21 protein-coding genes are annotated in these 20,444 nt (G+C 54.9%); 16 read left to right on the top strand and 5 right to left on the bottom strand.

Features of this window, described 5'->3' with window-relative positions:
* Positions 1–145: 145 nt before the first annotated feature.
* The 4 genes from BHD08_RS00165 to BHD08_RS00150 all read left to right on the top strand — a co-directional run bounded on the left by BHD08_RS00165 (position 146) and on the right by BHD08_RS00150 (position 3,073).
* Positions 146–970 (top strand): inositol monophosphatase family protein, encoded by an 825-nt coding sequence (locus tag BHD08_RS00165; RefSeq protein WP_125020406.1) that lies wholly within the window; start codon positions 146–148, stop codon positions 968–970.
* Positions 971–1,034: 64 nt separating this feature from the next.
* Positions 1,035–1,331, top strand: coding sequence for an MbcA/ParS/Xre antitoxin family protein (locus tag BHD08_RS00160; protein WP_003298447.1), 297 nt, complete (start codon positions 1,035–1,037; stop codon positions 1,329–1,331).
* Positions 1,332–1,362: 31 nt separating this feature from the next.
* Positions 1,363–2,343, top strand: a complete 981-nt coding sequence (locus BHD08_RS00155) for an IS5 family transposase (protein ID WP_125020404.1) — start codon at positions 1,363–1,365, stop codon at positions 2,341–2,343.
* A 430-nt stretch (positions 2,344–2,773) separates the two neighbouring features.
* Positions 2,774–3,073, top strand: coding sequence for a hypothetical protein (locus tag BHD08_RS00150; RefSeq protein ID WP_085987739.1), 300 nt, complete (start codon positions 2,774–2,776; stop codon positions 3,071–3,073).
* Positions 3,074–3,293: 220 nt separating this feature from the next.
* Here the strand turns inward: BHD08_RS00150 and BHD08_RS00145 are convergent, their stop codons facing one another.
* From BHD08_RS00145 to BHD08_RS00135, 3 genes are all read right to left on the bottom strand, one after another.
* Positions 3,294–3,623, bottom strand: coding sequence for a four-helix bundle copper-binding protein (locus BHD08_RS00145; protein ID WP_125020403.1), 330 nt, complete (start codon positions 3,621–3,623; stop codon positions 3,294–3,296).
* Between the two features lie 163 nt (positions 3,624–3,786).
* On the bottom strand, positions 3,787–5,172 hold the full coding sequence (locus tag BHD08_RS00140; RefSeq protein WP_038659348.1) for a heavy metal sensor histidine kinase: 1,386 nt from the start codon (positions 5,170–5,172) through the stop codon (positions 3,787–3,789).
* Complete coding sequence (locus tag BHD08_RS00135; RefSeq protein WP_125020402.1) at positions 5,169–5,846, bottom strand: heavy metal response regulator transcription factor; 678 nt, start codon at positions 5,844–5,846, stop codon at positions 5,169–5,171. Before BHD08_RS00135 ends, BHD08_RS00140 begins: the two co-directional genes overlap by 4 nt.
* A 584-nt stretch (positions 5,847–6,430) precedes the next feature.
* On the opposite strand from BHD08_RS00135, the gene BHD08_RS00130 reads away from it, so the two are divergent.
* From BHD08_RS00130 to BHD08_RS00090, 9 genes are all read left to right on the top strand, one after another.
* Complete coding sequence (locus BHD08_RS00130; protein ID WP_080505060.1) at positions 6,431–6,601, top strand: DUF2933 domain-containing protein; 171 nt, start codon at positions 6,431–6,433, stop codon at positions 6,599–6,601.
* Between the two features lie 5 nt (positions 6,602–6,606).
* Positions 6,607–8,961, top strand: a complete 2,355-nt coding sequence (locus tag BHD08_RS00125; protein ID WP_011914430.1) for a heavy metal translocating P-type ATPase — start codon at positions 6,607–6,609, stop codon at positions 8,959–8,961.
* A 73-nt stretch (positions 8,962–9,034) separates the two neighbouring features.
* Entirely contained in the window at positions 9,035–9,307 is a 273-nt protein-coding gene (locus BHD08_RS00120; protein WP_003292143.1) for a heavy-metal-associated domain-containing protein, read from the top strand.
* Between the two features lie 26 nt (positions 9,308–9,333).
* Positions 9,334–9,774, top strand: coding sequence for a DUF411 domain-containing protein (locus BHD08_RS00115; RefSeq protein WP_177412613.1), 441 nt, complete (start codon positions 9,334–9,336; stop codon positions 9,772–9,774).
* 182 nt (positions 9,775–9,956) lie between these two features.
* On the top strand, positions 9,957–11,720 hold the full coding sequence (locus BHD08_RS00110; protein ID WP_003292141.1) for a protein-disulfide reductase DsbD: 1,764 nt from the start codon (positions 9,957–9,959) through the stop codon (positions 11,718–11,720).
* A gap of 644 nt (positions 11,721–12,364) precedes the next feature.
* Entirely contained in the window at positions 12,365–14,146 is a 1,782-nt protein-coding gene (locus BHD08_RS00105) for a copper resistance system multicopper oxidase (RefSeq protein ID WP_014597614.1), read from the top strand.
* 12 nt (positions 14,147–14,158) lie between these two features.
* Complete coding sequence (locus tag BHD08_RS00100) at positions 14,159–14,470, top strand: hypothetical protein (protein ID WP_003298487.1); 312 nt, start codon at positions 14,159–14,161, stop codon at positions 14,468–14,470.
* Entirely contained in the window at positions 14,460–15,620 is a 1,161-nt protein-coding gene (locus BHD08_RS00095) for a copper resistance protein B (RefSeq protein ID WP_125020401.1), read from the top strand. Before BHD08_RS00100 ends, BHD08_RS00095 begins: the two co-directional genes overlap by 11 nt.
* Positions 15,621–15,628: 8 nt before the next feature.
* Positions 15,629–16,441, top strand: a complete 813-nt coding sequence (locus tag BHD08_RS00090; protein WP_125020400.1) for a cytochrome c — start codon at positions 15,629–15,631, stop codon at positions 16,439–16,441.
* 202 nt (positions 16,442–16,643) lie between these two features.
* Here BHD08_RS00090 and BHD08_RS00085 read toward each other — a convergent pair whose 3' ends face one another.
* Positions 16,644–17,099: a DUF305 domain-containing protein gene (locus tag BHD08_RS00085; RefSeq protein ID WP_003292136.1), complete on the bottom strand. Its 456-nt coding sequence runs from the start codon at positions 17,097–17,099 to the stop codon at positions 16,644–16,646.
* A gap of 604 nt (positions 17,100–17,703) precedes the next feature.
* On the opposite strand from BHD08_RS00085, the gene BHD08_RS00080 reads away from it, so the two are divergent.
* The 3 genes from BHD08_RS00080 (at position 17,704) to BHD08_RS00070 (ending at position 19,868) form a co-directional block, all read left to right on the top strand.
* Entirely contained in the window at positions 17,704–17,997 is a 294-nt protein-coding gene (locus BHD08_RS00080; RefSeq protein WP_011914423.1) for a hypothetical protein, read from the top strand.
* Positions 17,998–18,192: 195 nt separating this feature from the next.
* Positions 18,193–18,528 carry a hypothetical protein gene (locus BHD08_RS00075; RefSeq protein WP_011914422.1) on the top strand — a complete coding sequence of 112 codons (336 nt, stop codon included), beginning with the start codon at positions 18,193–18,195 and terminating at the stop codon, positions 18,526–18,528.
* Between the two features lie 1,010 nt (positions 18,529–19,538).
* The gene (locus tag BHD08_RS00070; protein WP_003292133.1) at positions 19,539–19,868 is read left to right on the top strand and encodes a DUF2790 domain-containing protein; all 330 of its coding nucleotides are present in this window, start codon (positions 19,539–19,541) and stop codon (positions 19,866–19,868) included.
* Positions 19,869–20,101: 233 nt separating this feature from the next.
* Here the strand turns inward: BHD08_RS00070 and BHD08_RS23365 are convergent, their stop codons facing one another.
* A complete protein-coding gene (locus BHD08_RS23365) occupies positions 20,102–20,437 on the bottom strand; it encodes a DUF1622 domain-containing protein (RefSeq protein WP_125020399.1) in 336 nt (111 codons plus the stop codon).
* Positions 20,438–20,444 lie beyond the last annotated feature (7 nt).

Below are 20,444 nucleotides of genomic sequence, written 5' to 3'. Positions count from 1 at the left end.
GCGAAGGAGTGGGGGCAACAGCAGCTGCGCTGGTAGACTTATCCACAGTTGCTGGTAACAAAATCAGCAATCCGCCCTGGGTCAAATTTCAATCGGCAGGGTGGGTCAATTTTCCATCAGCGCCAACATACTGGGAAAAGAGCTGATGACAGGACTGCGGCTGAGCGATCTTCTTGAACCCGTCATGCAGCTTGCTTACGAAGCAGGCCGACTTATTGAGTCAGAGCTTAATAGACCAGACGGCCCAAGGGGCAGTGGCTTTAAGGCAGACGTCGATGTTGAAATCGAGGTACTTCTGCGACAGCGACTGAAGCACATCCTTAATTGCGATTTTGTCGGAGAAGAAACGGGCTGCGAGCTATCAGGCCACCCATTTAGTTGGGTTGTTGACCCCAATGATGGAACAGGCGACTTCCTCAATCGTCGGCCGGGCTCTGCCATTTCTATCGGATTGCTGCATAACGCAACGCCAGTGCTGGGCGTGGTTTACGCCCCCGTCACGCCTAGTGGTCCTGACTGCATAGCATGGGCTGAGGGTGCACCGGCTTTACTGCGTAATGGTCGTCCCGTGAATAATGACCTGCAATCTGCGATCTTGGCACCGGGGACAGCGGTAATGGTCAGTTATGGGGGCACCCAAAAAGCCAAGCAGAATGCTTTGCTTTGCCACCCGGCTATTTTCCACCCGATGCCAAGCATTGCTTACCGCCTTGCGCGTGTTGCCGCAGGCGATGGTGTTGCTGCCGTATCGCTCTACAGCGTTTCGCCCCATGACCTGGTTGCGGGTCATGCTTTGTTGCGGGCGGTCAATGGCGATATCTGGAATGAGAAAGGTGAGTCGGTGCGATACGCATCACCACAAGCATTCACTCGAAGTTTGAATTTCTGCTTCGGTGGCGCGCAGGCAGCGTGCTCAGAACTGCTTGGCCGGCCATGGCATTCGCTGAAAGGCAGTGGTTATGTGCTGTAGGTCGTGTATGCGAGGGTGGGTTATTCGTGGTGAGTTTTTCCTTCTGCCCAAGGAGATAGCATCTGTGGATAAGCCGGCCGAGGATCAAAGCGTCACAGCACTCAAAGGACTGATCAAAAAGCCCGAAAACCCGATATCTGTCGACTCGATGAATCCCCTTGTCGCGACGAAGCAAGACCGTCTTTCCCAAGTAGCAGTCATAGCCGAAGAAATTTTCGAAGACAAAGCCGTTGCAATCTCATGGATGACCACAGTTAACGATGCCTTGGGTGGGAAAATGCCGATATTCCTTTGCGATACCGAGATCGGCGCTCGCCAGGTGCTTAGGGAAATCCTGAAGAAGACTTCCCGTTTCTGGTGAAATACGCCGATCCCGTTGCCGGAGTTTCCCGATGAAGCAGATGACCTTTGCCGACGCCGAGTACGCCGGTAAGCGCAAGCAGACCCGTAAGGAGTTGTTCCTGATCGAGATGGATCAGGTGGTGCCGTGGACGGGTTTGGTTGCCCTGATCGAGCCGCACTACCCCAAGGGTGAAGGCGGCCGTCCGGCGTATCCGCTGATGGCGATGCTACGCGTACACCTGATGCAGAACTGGTTCGGCTACAGCGATCCGGCGATGGAGGAAGCGTTGTACGAGACCACGATCCTGCGCCAGTTTGCCGGGCTGAGCCTGGAACGCATTCCCGACGAAACCACCATCCTCAACTTCCGTCGCTTGCTGGAGAAACACGAATTGGCGGCTGGGATTCTGGCGGTGATCAATGCTTATCTGGGCGACCGCGGTTTGTCGTTGCGCCAAGGCACTATCGTCGATGCCACGCTGATCCATGCGCCGAGTTCGACCAAGAATCAGGACGGTAAGCGCGACCCGGAAATGCACCAGACGAAGAAAGGAAACCAGTATTACTTCGGCATGAAGGCCCACATCGGCGCCGATGCCGAGTCCGGCCTGGTGCACAGCGTGGTAGGGACGGCAGCCAACGTTGCAGACGTTACCCAGGTCGACAAGCTGCTGCACGGTGAGGAAAACATGGTGGGTGCCGACGCGGGTTACCCCGGCGTCGAGAAGCGCCCGGAACATGAAGGCCGGGAGGTGATCTGGCAGATCGCGGCCCGCCGCAGTACGTACAAGAAGCTGAGTAAGCGCAGCGCGCTGTACAAAGCCAAGCGCAAGATCGAGAAGGCCAAGGCCCAGGTGCGCGCCAAGGTCGAGCACCCGTTCCGGGTGATCAAGCGCCAGTTCGGTTATGTGAAGACACGCTTCCGTGGCCTGGCGAAGAACACGGCGCAGCTGGTGACATTGTTTGCCCTGTCGAACCTGTGGATGGCGCGCCGGCATTTGCTGACGAATGCAGGAGAGGTGCGCCTGTAATGTGGGAAATGGCCGCTGAGAGGTGTTCGCGGCGGCTAAAAACTCAGAAATGAGCGGATGACTTGATCGATTTTGGTCGAATCGCCGCTTCTAAAATTGGCAAGGGCAGAAGTCGGCCGGAAACACAGGGCTACTTCAGACCATCCCTAGAATAAATTGGCTCACGGCATAAATGCTAGTGTTGTCTTGAGATTCTGTTGCGCTTGGGGGAACTACGCCTTGTTCGAGTATCCGCTTCTTGCTGCCGGAATTTGAAGACCACGAGCAGCAGCCATCGAACAAAAATTTCTGCTGTTTTTCAGTGCAAGTGATGAGGTTAAGAGCACATCACACGTAAGCTCCGCTTAGCATTAATGTAATATAAGACTCAGCTTTGTGTAAGGTTGACACCTTTAAACTATCCAACATCAATGACCAAGAGGTGTTAACGATGAAAAAATTTGCGGCAGTTCTTGCTGTTGGCATAGCCGTAAGTTCCTCCTTCGCAATGGCTGAGGTTGATAGAAACTCAACGATGCAGCATGACTATGCTGCAGTCGAGGGTAGACAGGCTTTAAAGGTTCTTCTTGAAAGCGGTGATGTACTAAGTGTGACGCCAATGGGCGAAGATAGTATTCTAGGCTGGCCAAGCTATCGTGCGCAGCCATACGAAATCAAAATTCGTACTCCTGATGGAGTTGTCCACTCAGTGGAGTTCCGTAGCGCGCCAGTTGGCATCAATAACGGTTAATTATTTATAAGGGAATTAATACGATATAAGCCAATTGTATGATCGTTACGATTGGCTTATGACTGATTTTTCAAATGGCATTCTTTTTTTTTGCACAAGAGTAACAATAGAAGCCAAGGCGTCATTTCAGTGGGTAGAGCGTAGGTGTCCTGCCACTGAATAAAAGCGCTTTCCTACCAAGTCCATAAGATACCATCTTGGCAGGAAAGCGGCTTGCTGGTTATACAGCCATACGTTCACATTCCTCAGCGCACTTCATACAGGCTTTCGCGCATTCTTGGCAGTGATCCATCTGATGCTTGGCACACTCTTCACCGCAGGCCCGGCAAATTTTTGCACACAATGCACAAAACTCTTTAGCCAACTCGCTCTGGCGACTCATGAGTCTGGCTGCCAGAGCACACATGTCAGCACAATCCCTGTCGAGCTCAATGCAACGAGCCATCGCTTGTACGTTTTCTTCGCGTAAACAGGCAGATGCGCATGCTTCGCACACTAGTGCGCAGTTTGAACAAGCTTGAATGCAGCTATTGAACATTGTATTAGTCATGACTTCCTCCAAAGTTCGTATTTAAGCGTTCAGCCTTGAGCCGGCCCGAGGCATTCCTCAGGTAGCACATAAATCCGACACGTGTAGAGTTCGTCCGTTTCAATAGTTGAAATTACAATCTTGTAAGGTTGCTCATGAGCGCTATGCGGCTGATTTTGAAATGTTATTTATTTAGACGGGGAAGCTCTATGTGAAAGCCCGTCACGCCGTCTACTGAGGTACACCAGATTCTGCCTTTATGGGCCTCAACGATGGATCTGGTGATTGCCAGGCCAAGGCCAGCGTTGCTTGGGCTACCCTCGCGTCGGGCAGGATCGACCCGGTAGAAGCGATAGAAAAGCTTGTCCAGGTGCTCGGGCTTGATCGTCCCTCCGGGATTCTCGACGCTGAGGGTGACCGTCCTTTCCGTCTCGTGAATGGTTACAGAAATAGTTTCCCCAACCGGGGTGTAACGCAGCGCGTTGGATAACAAATTGGAGACCGCTCTATCGAGCATCAATTTATCTCCAAGCACATTGCCTGCGCCTGAGACTGAGAGACGGATATCGCGTTCGTCGGCTAGTAAGTGATAGTACTCAAGCAGCTTAACAACGACATCAGCGAGTTCGGTAGGCGCTTGTTCGGGGATAATCAAGCCATTGTCGGATTTGGCCAAAAAGAGCATGTCGTCAATCATGCGTGACATACGCTTCAATTCCTCTAGATTGGAGTACAGATTCTCCTCATAAGCATCAATATCCCGCTTTTTGGTCAGCACTACCTCAGTGTGGGTCATGAGATTGCTGACAGGGGTTCGCAATTCATGAGCAATGTCCGCAGAGAAATTCGAGAGCCGGGCGAAGGCATCTTCTAGGCGACCCAACATCGCGTTGAAGGATAGAACCAGTTGCTGCAGCTCTAACGGTACTGGCTCAAGGGGTATTCGTTCCTGTAACGACCTAGCTGACATCGATGCGGCGAGATGGGTAACTTGCCTCAGCGGCCTGAGGCCACTTCGAACAACCACCCAGCCAAGCGCAGCACTAATCAGGGCGCTGATGATCAATCCAACGCCGAACCAACGCTGCAAAGTCTGAAAGAAATGCGCGTGGTTAGTGACATCGAGAATCAGCAGTGCTGTAAGCGGTTCGGGCTGGTCTGCTACCGAGATTCGGGCAGTCATCCCTCTATACAGGTGTCCGGCATATTTCCATTCCCACATGCTCTGCTGTTCTGCGTGCCTGAAGCTTTCCGGGACGTCGACTGCCTTGGGATCAGAAAAGAGCACTCTGCCATCTCCGCTCAAGATGGTCGCCGCTAAATCATGATGAGCACCGAGCAGGGCTCGCAACTGCGGTAGCTCCTCTGCAAGGTTCGCGCTGCTGCGTGCGTTATTGAGAATGTGTTTGGTCGATTCGAGCTTCTCAACCAGGGCCTGCCGATCTAACACTTCGAAGTGATGCTGGCTGAGCAAATTGAAGCTCAGCCCCGCTATGGTGAGAACTACAACCACCACAGACATGAACATGAGACTCATGCGGGCGGTCAGCGAAAGGTGGCGCAGGCTCACTCTGGTGCATCCATCATATAGCCCATGCCACGCACGGTATGGATCAGTTTGTGATCGAAGTCGTCGTCGACTTTTGCGCGCAGGCGGCGTACCGCGACCTCGATAACGTTGGTGTCGCTGTCGAAGTTCATATCCCATACCTGAGAGGCAATCAGGGACTTCGGAAGCACCTCGCCGCGCCGGCGCATCAACAACTCCAACAATGAAAATTCCTTCGCCGTCAGATCAATCCGCTTCCCAGCACGAACGGCGCGGCGCTTTAGCAGGTCCACTTCGAGATCTGAAATTTTCACGGTGGTTTGGGTGGGGGAGCCGCTGCCCCTGCGAAGCAACGTCCGGACCCTTGCCAGAAGTTCGGAGAACGCGAACGGCTTAATCAGGTAGTCGTCCGCGCCCAGCTCCAGGCCTTTGACGCGGTCTTCCACGCCATCACGTGCGGTCAAGAACAGTACGGGTATTTCGTGCCCTGCTGATCTGACCATGCGTAGCACCTCCCATCCATCTAACCCTGGCATCATCACGTCAAGGATTAAAAGGTCATAAACCTCACTCAGCGCATATTGGAGCGCATCTGTGCCAGTCGTGACCCGGTCGACGGTAAATCCAGCTTCGGTAAGTCCTTGTTGCAGGTAAGAACCAGTTTTGGGTTCGTCTTCAGCGACCAGTAATTTCATGCAGGCAGATTCCGAAAGTTTGTTTCGACTCAGTGTGCAGGTTAACGAGGCCGCCATCTAGAAGCTTACAAAAATGTAACGTATAAATCAGCTCGCTGACAGGCGGAGGTGATAGTGTTTCACATAAGTCGGAATCTATGTTCGAGCAAAATATGAGCAGTGACTCTAAGAATGCTAGCAGCTGGTTTTTCCAGGCCTTCCACATTGCTCCCTTGGCCTAATGGCGCCTCAACGGCGCCTTTTTTTTTGATGATCTGATCAGGCGGGCGAGCCTTACAGATAGTAATTTAAGTGTGCGCACCTCTGAACTTGAAGTGAATTAATTCATTCCTCTGCACGGAGTTTCTTTCAATGCTTAGATTGGGCGCGACATCCATCAGTCGGCTATCAAGCAAGGAGGGTCGGCAAGGTGAGGATCCGTTAATCTCCTTAGTTGGCATGCTATATCTATCGGGACGAGCGGCTCATGCTGACGCAACGTACTAAAAATACCAGCACTGGAGGTCACTGCCGTGTATCACCGCCATCTTCATCGGAATAATGAAATATCTTTTTGGAAGACTAGACCCGGCGTAGCGCTCTTAATGCTGGCAATAATCGGTTTTTTCTACTTGGCACGCGAGCATTACGGTCATCTCTTGCAGGGACTGCCATACATAATCTTGCTGCTTTGCCCGTTGCTCCATTTGTTTGGTCACAACCATGGTGGCCATTCCAATCCCACCCGTGTCTCCAAGGACAAAGATAGGAAGTAAATGGCATGCACAATTCTTCCAGCAACCACGACCGGCATCAGGCTAACCATTCGCACGATCAAAACGGTAAACAGTACGACCCGGTGTGTGGAATGGCGGTCAAGCCAGATAGTCCTCATCACGAGACCTTCGAAGGAAAGACTTATCGCTTTTGCAGCGCAAGGTGTCAGGAGAAATTCCAGGCTGCCCCTCAGCGGTTCGCAAGCGGCCGGCCGCATGAGCAGCATCAAGATGTAGCTCAAGCGCCGTCCGGACCTAGCACCGAATACATCTGTCCGATGCATCCGGAGATTCGCCAGGCAGGACCAGGAAGCTGCCCAATCTGCGGTATGGCATTGGAGCCTGTCATTCCGGAACTAGACGAAGAAGAGAACCCGGAGCTTAAGGACTTCTCTCGGCGCTTCTGGTGGACCCTGCCGTTGACGGTGATCGTCACCGTGCTGGCCATGGGTGGGCATTCCCTGAACCTGTTCCACGGCACCACGCAGAACTGGGTCGAGCTCGTACTGACCACTCCGGTAGTGCTTTGGGCTGGCTGGCCATTCTTCGAGCGCTGCGTACGCTCGTTCGTGCTGCGCAGTCCGAACATGTGGACGCTGATCGGCCTCGGCACCGCCGCCGCCTACCTGTACAGCGTCGTTGCCACTCTGGCGCCAGGCGTGTTTCCTGCCGACTTTGTACAAGACGGGCGCATCGGCGTGTACTTCGAGGCGGCGGCGGTGATCATCTCACTGACTCTGCTCGGCCAGCTCCTCGAGCTGAAGGCACGCTCGCAGACCTCGGCGGCGATCAAGTCACTACTCGGCCTGGCGCCGAAGACCGCGCGACGCATCAATCCCGACGGTACAGAGGACGACATTCCGCTCACCCATGTTCATGCGGGCGATAGGCTACGCGTACGCCCTGGAGAGAAGGTGCCAGTCGACGGTCTGGTGCTGGAAGGCGAAAGCGCGGTGGACGAGTCAATGCTGACAGGCGAGCCGGTGCCGATCATGAAGCACGTCGGTGACAGTCTCATCGGTGCCACCCTTAACGCCCACGGCAGTCTGGTGATGCAGGCGCAGAAGGTCGGCAGCTCGACCATGCTTGCGCAGATCGTGCAGATGGTTGCCCAGGCGCAGCGCTCCAAAGCACCGATGCAGCGACTGGCTGATGTTATTGCTGGTTACTTTGTGATGGTGGTGATCGCTATCGCCATACTAACCTTCCTTGTCTGGGGGCTTTGGGGTCCGGAGCCGAGCTGGGTCTTCGGTTTGATCAACGCGGTGGCGGTGCTGATCATTGCCTGCCCGTGCGCCCTGGGCCTGGCCACGCCAATGTCGGTAATGGTCGCGACCGGCAAGGCGGCCGGCAGCGGCGTACTGTTCCGCGATGCGGGCGCCATCGAAAATTTGCGCAAGATTGACACGCTGATCGTCGACAAGACGGGCACCCTGACTGAAGGTCGCCCGGCCTTTCACAGTGTAGAGGCGGCGCCTGGTTTCACTCCGGATGAGGTGCTGCGCCTGGCAGCGAGCCTCGATCAGGGCAGCGAACATCCCCTGGCCCACGCCATCGTCGACCATGCCCGCGCGCACGGCCTGGCACTGAGCACGGCCGAGACATTCGAATCAGCCTCCGGCATCGGCGTACGTGGCCAGGTTGATGACCACCACCTGCAACTGGGCAACACCGCGCTGATGAATGATGCCGGCGTGGATGCCAGCTCCCTCAGTGCGCGGGCCGAACAGTTGCGCGGCGAAGGCGTGAGCATCATGTTCCTGGCGGTGGACGGCGTCCTGGCTGGTCTGCTGGCAGTGGCTGATCCGATCAAACCGACGTCGAAACTGGCGGTAGAGCGCCTGCAGGCAGACGGCGTGCGGGTGATCATGGCCACCGGTGATGGCCTGACTACTGCTCGCGCAGTGGCCCGCGAGCTAGGCATCGAAGAGGTGCACGGCGAGGTCAAACCACAGGACAAGGAACGCTTGGCCGCCGCCCTGCAACAAGAAGGGCACCGCGTGGCCATGGCCGGCGACGGCATCAACGACGCCCCAGCCCTGGCGCGCGCCGATATCGGCATTGCCATGGGCACCGGCACCGACGTGGCGATGAACAGCGCTCAAGTCACGCTGGTCAAGGGCGACCTGCTGGGCATCTTGCGCGCAAGGAGCCTGTCAGTGGCCACCGTGCGCAATATGCACCAGAACCTGACCTTTGCTTTTCTCTATAACGCTCTGGGCATCCCGCTGGCCGCAGGCCTGCTCTACCCGCTGACCGGCCTGCTGCTGTCGCCGATTATCGCCGCGCTGGCGATGAGCCTGAGTTCGGCCTCAGTGGTGTTTAACGCGTTGAGGCTGCGCAAGGTATCGATCGATTGAAACGCTTGACCTTGCCGCTCTGGCAAGGTTGAACATCTGCTCAACCATTACGGTGACTTCCCAGGAGATTCTCATGAGCACCATTGAACTGAACGTCGAAGGCATGAGCTGCGGCTCGTGCGTCAAGCATGTCACCGAGGCGCTCAACACTGTCGAGGGCGTCACCAAGGTGGATGTCGATTTGCAAGCCGCCAGGGTGCGGGTTAGCGGCCAGAGCGACAGCCAAGTGCTGATTGCTTCCCTGACTGATGCGGGATATCCCGCGCAGCTGGCCAGTCCGGCAGCCGGGACGAACAACATGAAAAAGACGGGTTGCGGTGGCAGCGGTGGCTGCGGCTGCAACTGAAAACGAGAGGCAAACAAGGTTCTTATATGTCTAGAAAACTGCGTATATCAGCCCTTGCGGCGCTGCTGGTAAGTGGGGCGATCCATGCCGCTGAACCCTTGATCATCGATGTACACCGAGACGCCAACTGTGGTTGCTGCAAGGACTGGATCTCCTATCTGGAGGACAACGGCTTTGCGGTCCGCAACCATGTTGAACGCAACATGCGTTCGGTGAAGCAAGACCTAGGAGTGGAGCCGCGTCTGGCGTCCTGTCACACCGGTGTGATCAACGGCAAGTTCGTTGAAGGCCACGTGCCGGTGGCGCAGATACTCGAATTGCGCAAGCGTTCCGACCTGCTAGGTATTGCCGTGCCCGGCATGCCGGCTGGATCGCCCGGTATGGAGCACGGTGATGCCAAACATGCCTACGAGGTAATCGGGCTTACCCGTTCAGGGCAGGATGAGGTCCTCGCCAAGTACCCGTAAATTCAGGCTCCGTGCCGCTGACCGGCTTTCCCAGGCGGGTGGCAGCAAAGAGAACGCGGGGGTGATCACTGGATGATCGCAGCGATCACCCCGTCCGGCTCGCTTGCTCAGGACAGTTTCCTGACTTGCGAGGCGGAATTATGTCCGGAGCCTTTCGTTAACTCTTGTTCCGCGAGATACCCATGTTCCGCCTTTTGCTGTGCCTGCTTTTACTGATCCCACTGCCGGTCAGTGCTGGGATTTTTGATCTGCCTCGCTCACAGCCGGCCCTGTTCAACGCCCCCCTGAATAACAGCCAGGACTTCCTGCCGGTGGATCTGGCCTTTGGCCTTGATCTGATAGAAGCCGACACCGACAGTATTCGCCTGCGGTTCATAAATGCCGATGGCTATTACCTCTACAAACATCGTTTCGCCTTCAACAGCGACCATCCGCAAGTAACAATCGGCACCCCGCAATGGCCTGCAGCCGAACCGAAAACCGATGAGTATTTCGGCGATGTCGAGGTGTTCTACGGCATTACGGACTTAGAACTACCGATTGATAACCCTCAGAACAGGCCGTTCACCCTGCAGGTGAGCTACCAGGGCTGCGCCGATCTGGGACTGTGCTACCCACCTGAAATGCGCACTTTTCAGATCGGTAACTCGCCCCCGGTATCGCCTGCGCAACCGGAAACGACCTTGGACTGGGGAAGTCTGGCACTGTTCTTTCTGGCCGGTTTGGGGCTGACTTTCACTCCCTGCGTGCTGCCGATGCTGCCCATCCTTTCCGGCGTAGTGCTGCGTGGACAACTCGGTGGGCTACGAGGTTTTCGCCTGTCGCTTGCCTACGTACTTCCCATGGCTGCCTGCTTCGCACTGCTCGGAGCGCTGATGGGCATGTTCGGAGCTGGCCTCAACCTGCAGGCGCGCCTGCAGTCACCGTGGCTACTGGTGCCCTTTGCGCTGTTCTTTTCGGTATTTGCCCTGGCCATGTTCGGGGTGTTCGAGTTGCGTATGCCGCGCTTTATTACCGAACGAATGGATCGCCTGGCCAGCCGAACCCGCGGGGGTTCAATGATAGGGGCCGCAACGCTAGGCGTGCTGTCAAGCCTGCTTGTATCACCCTGCGTGACAGCACCACTGGTCGGTGCGCTGCTGTACATCAGCGCCACCGGCGATGCCCTGGGCGGCGGGCTGAAGCTGTTTTCGCTGGGTCTGGGCATGGGGGCGCCGTTGGTGTTGTTCGCCACTGGTGGCGCCGCCTTGTTGCCCAAGTCCGGGACCTGGATGGTCGGCGTACGCAAGGTTTTCGGTCTGATGTTGCTGGGTGTCTCTGTATGGCTGCTGGAGCGTGTGTTACCAGCTCCCGTGACGCTGGCCTTGTGGGGCCTGTTGGCGGTTGGCACTGCGTTGTGGCTGGGCGCCCTGGAATTTATTCCTAAGCCCGGCAAGCAGAAGCTTGCCCAGTTGCTTGGTGTGGCCTTGCTGGTTTACGGCATCAGCAGTTGGGTGGGCGCTTTGCAAGGTCAAACCGACCCGCTGCGCCCACTGGGTCGCCTGGACGCCCAAGGCTTGCCTCAAATCGGCGCAACCGTCGGCTGGCAGACCCTGGACACCCCAGCAGCCCTGGATGCGGCACTGTTGTCAGCGAAAACTGCCGGCCAACCTTTGCTGCTGGACTGGTACGCCGACTGGTGCATCAGTTGCAAAGTAATCGAACGAGAAGTACTCGAAGTGTCCTCTGTGCGCGAACAGCTGGCTGATTACCGGCTGGTGCGCTTCGATATGACGCGTAGCGATGCCGAGCAACGCGCGCTGCTTGATCGCTACCAGCTGTTTGGCCCGCCGGCACTGCAATTGTTTGCCCCCAGTGGTGATGAGTGGCAGGACCTTCGCACGGTTGGTGAAACCGACGCCGAGAGTTTTCTGGAACGACTGCGTCAAGCCGACGACCGAATGTAAAGCATGCAACCTGGTCGCTCCCGGAAGTCGACGTCAGCTGGCAGATCGCAGCCCGCCGCAGCATGTACTTGCGGCGGCTGAAAGCTAAGACGTGGGCAGATGACTTGATCGTTTTTACCGATGCTCACTTTCAAAATCCGTGACGGCTGAAGTCAGCCATTTGTTGAACAGCCACACCGGAACTTAACAGTCAGAAAAACTAGAACCTGACAGAACTGTAATGTTTCGCTAAGGCCTGTGACAGGATGCCGCGGTTAAGTTGGCGTCGTGCCTGAAGAACAAAGCACTCCGTTCAAACGGAAACCGAATTAACGGGTATTTCGAGGGGGATCGAACAATGCCCCTGTTTTCATGCGTTGCCGAGTACTCCGACTTGGCAGGGGCGAATGTGTCAGTTGGCATATGGGGCACCTGAGTGGCGGTTTGAGAATCTGTCGCCTCCAAGCAGCATAAGCCGAGGCGCCTGTTGCAAATTGCGACGCCAAATAAGCTGAGCTTACCAACTGCTGAAGAGGCGCTGCTCGCTGGAACGAGTTCACACAACAGTGGGAAAGGTTGAAGGTGGAATCTCGATAGTGGGGCAGTCAACGAACCCGAGACCGGATTGCTCACCACCGGCTCATCTGATTAATGGACATAACGGGATGCAAAGCAAAACCACAAGGCGCACTTTCATCAAGGGGCTAGCCGCCACCAGTATTCTCGGCGGCTTAGGCATGTGGCGTATGCCGGTCTGGGCCGTGACCAGTCCCGGTCAGGCCAACGTGCTGGCCGGTACCGATTTTGATCTGTTCATCGGTGAAACCCCGGTAAATATTACTGGCGCGGCTCGTACCGCGATGACCATCAATGGCTCACTTCCGGGGCCGACCCTGCGGTGGCGGGAAGGCGATACCGTGACTCTGCGCGTTCGTAATCGTCTGCAGGAAGATACCTCGATTCACTGGCACGGCATCATCCTGCCGGCGAACATGGATGGCGTACCTGGCCTGAGTTTCCACGGCATCGCCCCCGATGGCATGTATGAGTACAAATTCAAGGTTAACCAGAACGGCACCTATTGGTACCACAGTCACTCGGGACTGCAGGAGCAGGCTGGCGTCTATGGTGCTCTGGTGATCGATGCCAAAGAGCCGGAGCCGTTCAGCTACGACCGTGACTACGTCGTGCTACTAAGTGACTGGACTGACGAAGATCCGGAACGGGTTCTGGCCAAGCTCAAAAAGCAATCGGATTACTACAACTTCCACAAACGTACTGTCGGCGACTTCGTCGATGACGTGAGCGAGATGGGGTGGTCCGCAGCGATCGCTGATCGGAAGATGTGGGCCGAGATGAAAATGAGCCCGACTGATCTTGCCGATGTCAGTGGCTATACCTACACCTACTTGATGAATGGCCAGGCGCCGGATAACAACTGGACTGGTATTTTCAAGCCGGGTGAGAAAATCCGTCTGCGCTTCATCAATGCATCGGCCATGACCTATTTCGATGTCCGCATCCCCGGTCTAAAGATGACGGTGGTGGCGGCCGATGGGCAGTACGTCAAACCTGTTAGCGTCGATGAGTTCCGTATTACTGCGGCCGAAACCTTCGATGTAATAGTCGAGCCCGATAGCGAGCAGGCCTACACCATCTTCGCGCAGTCCATGGACCGCACTGGCTATTCACGCGGCACCCTGGCCGTTCGCGAAGGGCTGAGCGCGCCTGTTCCTGAAGTTGATCCTCGCCCGTTGATCTCCATGAGCGATATGGGAATGGATCACGGCAGCATGGAGGGAATGGATCATGGCTCCATGCAGGGCGGCATGGCAGGCATGGATCATAGCAAGATGGCAGGTATGGACCACGACAGCATGGCTGGCATGGATCATTCAGCGATGGCAGGCATGGGTGGAGCGATGCAGCCCCATCCGGCCTCCGAAACCAATAACCCTCTGGTCGACATGCAGACCATGACGCCAACTCCCAAGCTGAATGACCCGGGAATCGGGCTTCGCAACAACGGTCGCCGTGTGCTGACTTACTCAGATCTGCACAGCACCTTCCTCGATCCGGATGGGCGCGAGCCGAGCCGTACCATCGAGTTGCACCTCACAGGTCACATGGAGAAATTCTCTTGGTCATTCGATGGCATTGAGTTCTCTGATGCGGAACCGTTGCGATTGAAGTATGGCGAGCGTGTTCGTATCACCTTAGTCAACGACACCATGATGACCCACCCCATCCACCTTCATGGCATGTGGAGCGATCTGGAGGATGAGAACGGCAACTTCCTAGTTCGCAAACACACCATTGATGTACCACCAGGCTCGAAGCGCAGCTATCGCGTAACCGCAGATGCGCTAGGGCGCTGGGCCTATCACTGCCACCTGCTGCTCCACATGGAAATGGGCATGTTCCGTGAAGTTCGTGTGGATGAGTAAAGGAGATATCTAATGAGCAATTCCCCGAAACGAAACCACCTGTTCTGCAGTGCCGCAATGTTGAGCCTTTTGGCTGCCCTGTATATCCCAGTGTCGCTGGCCGAAGAAAATCACAGCGATCACGGACGGCACGCCGTTGACTCTTCCAAAGCTGCAAGTGAGAAGCAGCCTCCTCAGGTGCGAGGCCAGGGCCCCGCCAATCAGCAAATGGATCACGGCTCGATGAATCACGGCTCGATGGACCATGACGGCATGGACCACCAAAAAATGACCGGTGAGCATGGCAGCGACCATGCCGAGGCAGATTCGAACCATGACCATTAAGCTTTCACGTCCATCGTTCATTGCGCTGGCGGTGTCAATGAGCGCACTGAGTAGCGGCTTTACCTTTGCCGCAGAAGAGATGGATCACTCGACTATGGACCACGGCTCCATGCCGATGGACCATAGCAAGATGAACCACGGGGCTGCTCAGGTGCAGATGGGGGGCATGGATCATAGCCAGATGCCCGAGGGCCAGAATTCGCAGGATGGGACTCCTGCTATGGACCACAGCAAGATGAATCATGAGGCCATGCAAGGCCAGATGGGCAGTATGGATCACTCCCAGATGAACCATGGCCAAAATCAGAGTAAAGCTGCGGCTATGGACCATAGCAAGATGGGCCACGGCGCCATGCAAGAGCAAATGAAAGGGATGGATCACAGCAACATGGATCACTCCCAAATGAACCATAGCTCCGCTGATACCCCGAGAACCACCAGTCGTACACCGATCCCCGTCCTCACGGATGCTGATCGCCAAGCGGCCTTCGCGCCTCTGCCTGGACACACAGTGCACGATAGCGGCATCAACAGCTTCTTTCTGCTCGATCAGCTTGAATATCAGGACGCTGATGAGGGCAGCACCCTGGCCTGGGATGCCTCAGGCTGGGTGGGAGGCGATATCAATCGGGTCTGGTTTCGTTCCGAGGGAGAGCGTACTAACGGCGTAACCGAGGATGCCGAGCTGCAGCTGTTGTATGGGCGCTCGGTCGGCCCCTGGTGGGACGTCGTTGCTGGCGTTCGCCAAGACTTCAAACCCGAGTCTCCACAGACCTGGGCTGCCTTTGGTGTGCAAGGCATGGCGCTTTACGCTTTTGAAGCCGAGGCCACAGCCTTCGTCGGCGAAAACGGCCAGACTGCGGCGCGTCTTGAGGGCGACTATGACATCTTGCTTACCAATCGGCTGATCCTCCAGCCAACTGCGGAAGCCAATTTCTACGGTAAGAATGATTCTGAAAGAGGAGTGGGCTCGGGCCTGGCGAATACCGAACTGGGTTTGCGCCTGCGCTACGAAATCGTTCGCGAGTTTGCGCCCTACATCGGGATTTCTTGGAGTCGCTCATACGGTAATACCGCAGACATGCTGCGCGACGAAGGAGAAGATGTTGAAGAGGCGCGCTTTGTCGCCGGCATTCGAATGTGGTTTTAGAGCCTGATATGAAAAAAACAATTACAACCCTGGTGGTAGCAGGCGCTGTCGGTAGTGCAGCAATATTAGCCGGAGCCTATTCCGGCTTGATCAACGTTGGTGCTGACGATCCTCATTACCCAGCCGTGCATGCGTTCCTTTCAATGGCGCGTGATCGCTCTATCGAAGCGCGGTCCAAGGACATTGAGATTCCCAATCTAGATGACGAGGCTCTCATTCGTGGCGGGGCCGGGAACTACAACGCCATGTGCGTTGGGTGCCATCTGGCGCCCGGTGTCGAACAAACAGAGCTGAGTCAGGCGCTGTATCCAGCCCCGCCTAACCTGGCCAAGATCGGCATTGACGCAGGCCCTGCATCCGCCTTCTGGGTCATTAAGCATGGAATCAAAGCAACAGGCATGCCGGCCTGGGGTAAGAGTATGGGCGACGAATATATCTGGGGCATGGTTGCCTTCATCAGCCAGTTGCCCAAGATCGACGCTACGCAATACCAAGCGCTCGTCGCTGCGAGTGGCGGTCACCAGCATGGTGGCGGTGAGAGCCAGACGCACAATCATGAAAGCTTGGATGGCAGCAATTCTGACCATCATGGCAATGCTGCCGCTGGAGGAGAGTCTGGACATCGCGGTATAGCGGCTGCAGACCACCACGGCGGCTCAGCTCCAGAGGCCGATCACCATTCTTCGAGCAGTAACGGCGATGATCACCATGGTGGAAGTAACTCCAGCACGAAAGGCAGTAGCGCCAGCGACCATCATGCCGAGCCGGCGTCCAACGCTCACACTCATGCGGATGGCAAAGAGCACGTACATGACAGCTAAAAGCAACGGGGCACGTTTGGTGGTCAAGCAGTAGTTGAGCTTTTACCGCGACGAGCGTCTTGCTACACCGCCGTCATCGCGGGTTAGTTCGTGTGCTGGCCGCTCAGGTCAGCGAACTCAATAAGCGCAATGACCTCGTCGGGATCGCGTGACGCTTGAAGGAAAAACGGGCCGGGGCGAGAAAGTTGCTCGATACGTTTTTTCAGTTAGCCCTCTCTAGATCATTGATCAGGAACTTCATCTCAGAGATCTCTCGGCGCTGAGCCTCAATGATTTGATCTGCCAGCTTGCGAACGCGCGGGTCTGAAATCTGAGCGCGCTCACTTGTCATGATGGCTATGGAATGGTGAGGAATCATGGCCTTCATATAGTCCGTATCGTCGACAGTTGCCTGGCTACGAACAAGCCACAGGGCAATAGCAAAGGAAGCTGCTCCGCCGGCGAATATCGCTATGTTCATGGGCTTTTTCTTGTACATATTGAGCATGAAGGCGAGCATGACTATCGCCATGACAGCTCCCATTACTAACGCCATCCAAGCACGGGTCTCACTCCATAGAACATGCTCAAAAGCGTAAGTATTCAAATACATAACGCCGTACATGATGACGGTTGATGTGGCCACCATCGCAGCGAAACGCCAATAAGACATTTTCATATCAACTCCTCTTGGTGATGTGCTGCCACAGTATTGCATTGACTAAAGTCTGCGTATTTTTCGATCATGCCGGGCAGTTGCGTTACTAATACTGTGAGAGCTCAGATTTGATAATCAGCCCTCGGTGTTACCTAAGAACGGACAAGCCGGGAGGCTGTGAGGTTTCGATTTTTTTAAAAAGCTTACAAAAATGTAATCTGCACCAAGTTTACTCGCTCTCGGGTTTGCGCAGCGCTGCTCCAAGTCGAAGTGACCATGCGCCAGTCTGGCTGCGTGACGCGCTTCCGTGAATTGGTGAGGAACACGGCGCGCCTGGTGACGCTGTACGACCTGTCGAACTGTGGATGTCTCCTCGATATTCGCTGTCGAATGTAGAAGAGGTAAGCCTTTAAGGGGTAAGGGGCGACATCGAGATCCTTGCGGTAACCAGTAATTGCGATTTGTGGAAGATCAGGTCGTTCAGACCTGTTTCCAGTTTCCAAAGCGCAGGAGCTGAACGTTTGTTGGCTGTCACTGAGGTTACGCCAATGTAATTTTAGGGACAGCATCCCGTAAGTATTCACCCGCCACACTCAAATCAGGCCCCAACACTGAGGAAAGCACAATGAAAAGCATGCAAAAGCTCGTTATCGCCCTTGTTCTAACCGCTACATCTCCTTTTCTCATCGCTGCAAATAAAGGCGATCAACCCATGAGACACGACCATACTGTTGGCGATGGTCATGAAGTGATGGTCAATCTGCTAAAAACCGGGCAAGTGCTAAGCGTGACCCCAATGGGTAATTCACCAGTGTCCGGAAGTGATGTAAGAACGTATGAGATTAAAATTAAAACCCCTGACGGAGTCGTCCATTCGGTCGAATTTCTCGGTGCCCCAGTAGGCGTTAAAAACGGCTGATACCACTTTAACGGACACCTCCGCGATATTAATACGATTATGGTTGTTGCAGGTATCAGCACTTGCCCTGCAACAATCATCGATGCTTAGGCTTCCCTTTGCTAAGGGAACCCTAGACGTGCAGTTTATACTTGGGATGTTTGAGACAGAAAGCGAGCAATAGTTTTTTAAACGCAAATCGGGGAAGAGGGATAAATGATGAACCAAATTAGTAAAGCACTGGTGACGATTTCGCTAATTTCGGCAGCTTTCGCAGCCGTCGCCGGCACGGAACAAGAAAGTGCTATGCGGCACGATCACACTGTTGGGGATGGTCACCAAGTAATGCTGGATCTGCTGAAGCGCGGCGAGGTGGTGAGTGTGGCCCCTATGAATAAAGAGCGTTCGGATAATAAAGCTATAAATAACACACTTAAGGGAAATGTTAGGCCATATGAAATAAAAATTCGTACTCCAGACGGGCGACTTCACGCGGTAGAGTTCCGCGGAATGCCAGCCAAAATAAACAACCGCTCACATGGTAATAAATGACAAGAAAGTTATTTCTGAGTAGCTGCCACAGGGGTAAGCCGGATCATAACGTCTCCTTACACGGGAGGAGGATCCTGACAGCGTGTCATGCAACAATGGGCTGAGTCGGCCTTCTCGGCTCAGCTCAAAGCAACATGAGCGAGTGATTTAATTTTTCCACAGCACATACAATTTTTACATTCAGTTGGCGTCTACTTCACCAGTTGAGCGAATGTCTGTGGGGGACCCAGTGGTGCTGCTACGAAATCACTACAGTCGCTGTGGAAAACCACCAGTCCGCTCTGATATGCCGCCGATCGCGATCGCGTTCTCTGCCGCGAATATGAGGCCCTGACCAAAAGTGTGACGATACGCAGCGTTTTGAAGCTCCATTGCCATTCTGAATGCCGCCCCTTATGGCCGCGCCGCTATCGCCTCCTACATAGGCTATTACCAAGTTGAGTCTGTCATTGTCGAGCAGTATGTGGTCTTCCTCGTGATGTCTTCCAAAAGGCACCGATAATTGCCGCGGGTAGCTTGCAAACGCGGACGTCACGCAAAGCGATGCATGTGATCGACGAGACCCATCTTTTGGTCTGAGATCGCAGCGGTCAGTATCCCAGCTTTGAGCCGGGAAAGTCTGATGCGGCGCATATCGAGAATACGCCCCTGGTCGATGCCGATGCTGTTCTCTGCTCCGGCAGTGCCAGTTCTATGCCCCTTCATCAAGAGCCGAGGGGCGCCTGTCACCCGTCGGCCCGTCCTAGCCAGAAGCGCTGCGTGGATGGGCCTCTCAAATTTAAAACTTGAGCGCCTGCGACCCCCAGCTCAACGGCTGAATGATTTTCATATGGTGTGGCCGCTAGGTAACTGAGCCAATTAATCGGGATGGCTATGCTTGCTCGAATGCTACCGGCCCCACTTAATCCTTGGGTAATTTGATTCATAACACCAGTGTAATTACCGTGTCATATGAGTAACAGCTTGCCGCTCTTATAATTTCATCACACACGTTAAGTTAGGAGCTGGTTATGAAAGCTTTCAAGATTACGGCAGCAGTGTTTTTTATGAGCGTGAGCTCATTATCCTTGGCAGAGGGTAGCTCAGATCGCGAGTATGGCGAAATGATACGCGCGAACGAAAATACTATGCGGGAGTACGCTACTTCTGTCGGAAAGAAGCCTCCCGAAGTTGTCCATTATCGTTATGGGATGAAGTTGGACATCGCCAAGGTAATTCGTACCACGCGAACCGATATGACCTGCAACGATGTGATGCCGGCCCAAATTACCTATGAGGACTCTAAGGGTGATTTGGCGATTGTTGAGTATCGGGTCGCCGGAACGAACTGTCGGAGATAAGACACCACCTATCGACCCATCGAAGCCTGCATAAACGTAAGAGTCCGAGGCGGTAGTCGCAGCCCGAGACATGCTCCTGGTGCGGCGGTGGTCATAAGCATTTCAGCAATACAATCGTTACTAGCCTTGCCGTTTTTATGGCGAATCGGTGCGGGTACTGGCATGGGGCCGTCTGGGGAAACTGCCCAGCTGAGCGATGTGCTTAGTAGTACATACATAGCCGCGAGGGGTGCCTACGACTCGCGGCTTTTATTTTCCATATGGAGCGTGTAGCTGAGAAATGTTCGGACAAGTACTATCAAACCAAGTACTGCAACGTTTCGTAGCGAGGGCTCAATTACAACCGTTCGTATGACATCGGCAGCAACGAGGAATTCTAGTCCTAGCACAATCGCGCCGCCAATATCTTGCCGTAATGACCGGGAGCGATCCGTCAATGCGGCCCCTTTGTAATTGAAAAAAAAGCGATAGAGCGCTATGAAACTTCCGAAAGTTATAGCGAGCACCCCTGCAATCTCGAACCCGATCACCGCGATCTCAATCGCTACATGAGGTGCCTCAAGGTTCATAGAAACA

It is taken from the genome of Pseudomonas sp. SCT, assembly GCF_003864275.1.
Taxonomy (GTDB): Bacteria; Pseudomonadota; Gammaproteobacteria; order Pseudomonadales; family Pseudomonadaceae; genus Stutzerimonas; species Stutzerimonas stutzeri_AE.
This window is presented reverse-complemented; position numbering and strand designations above follow the sequence as displayed.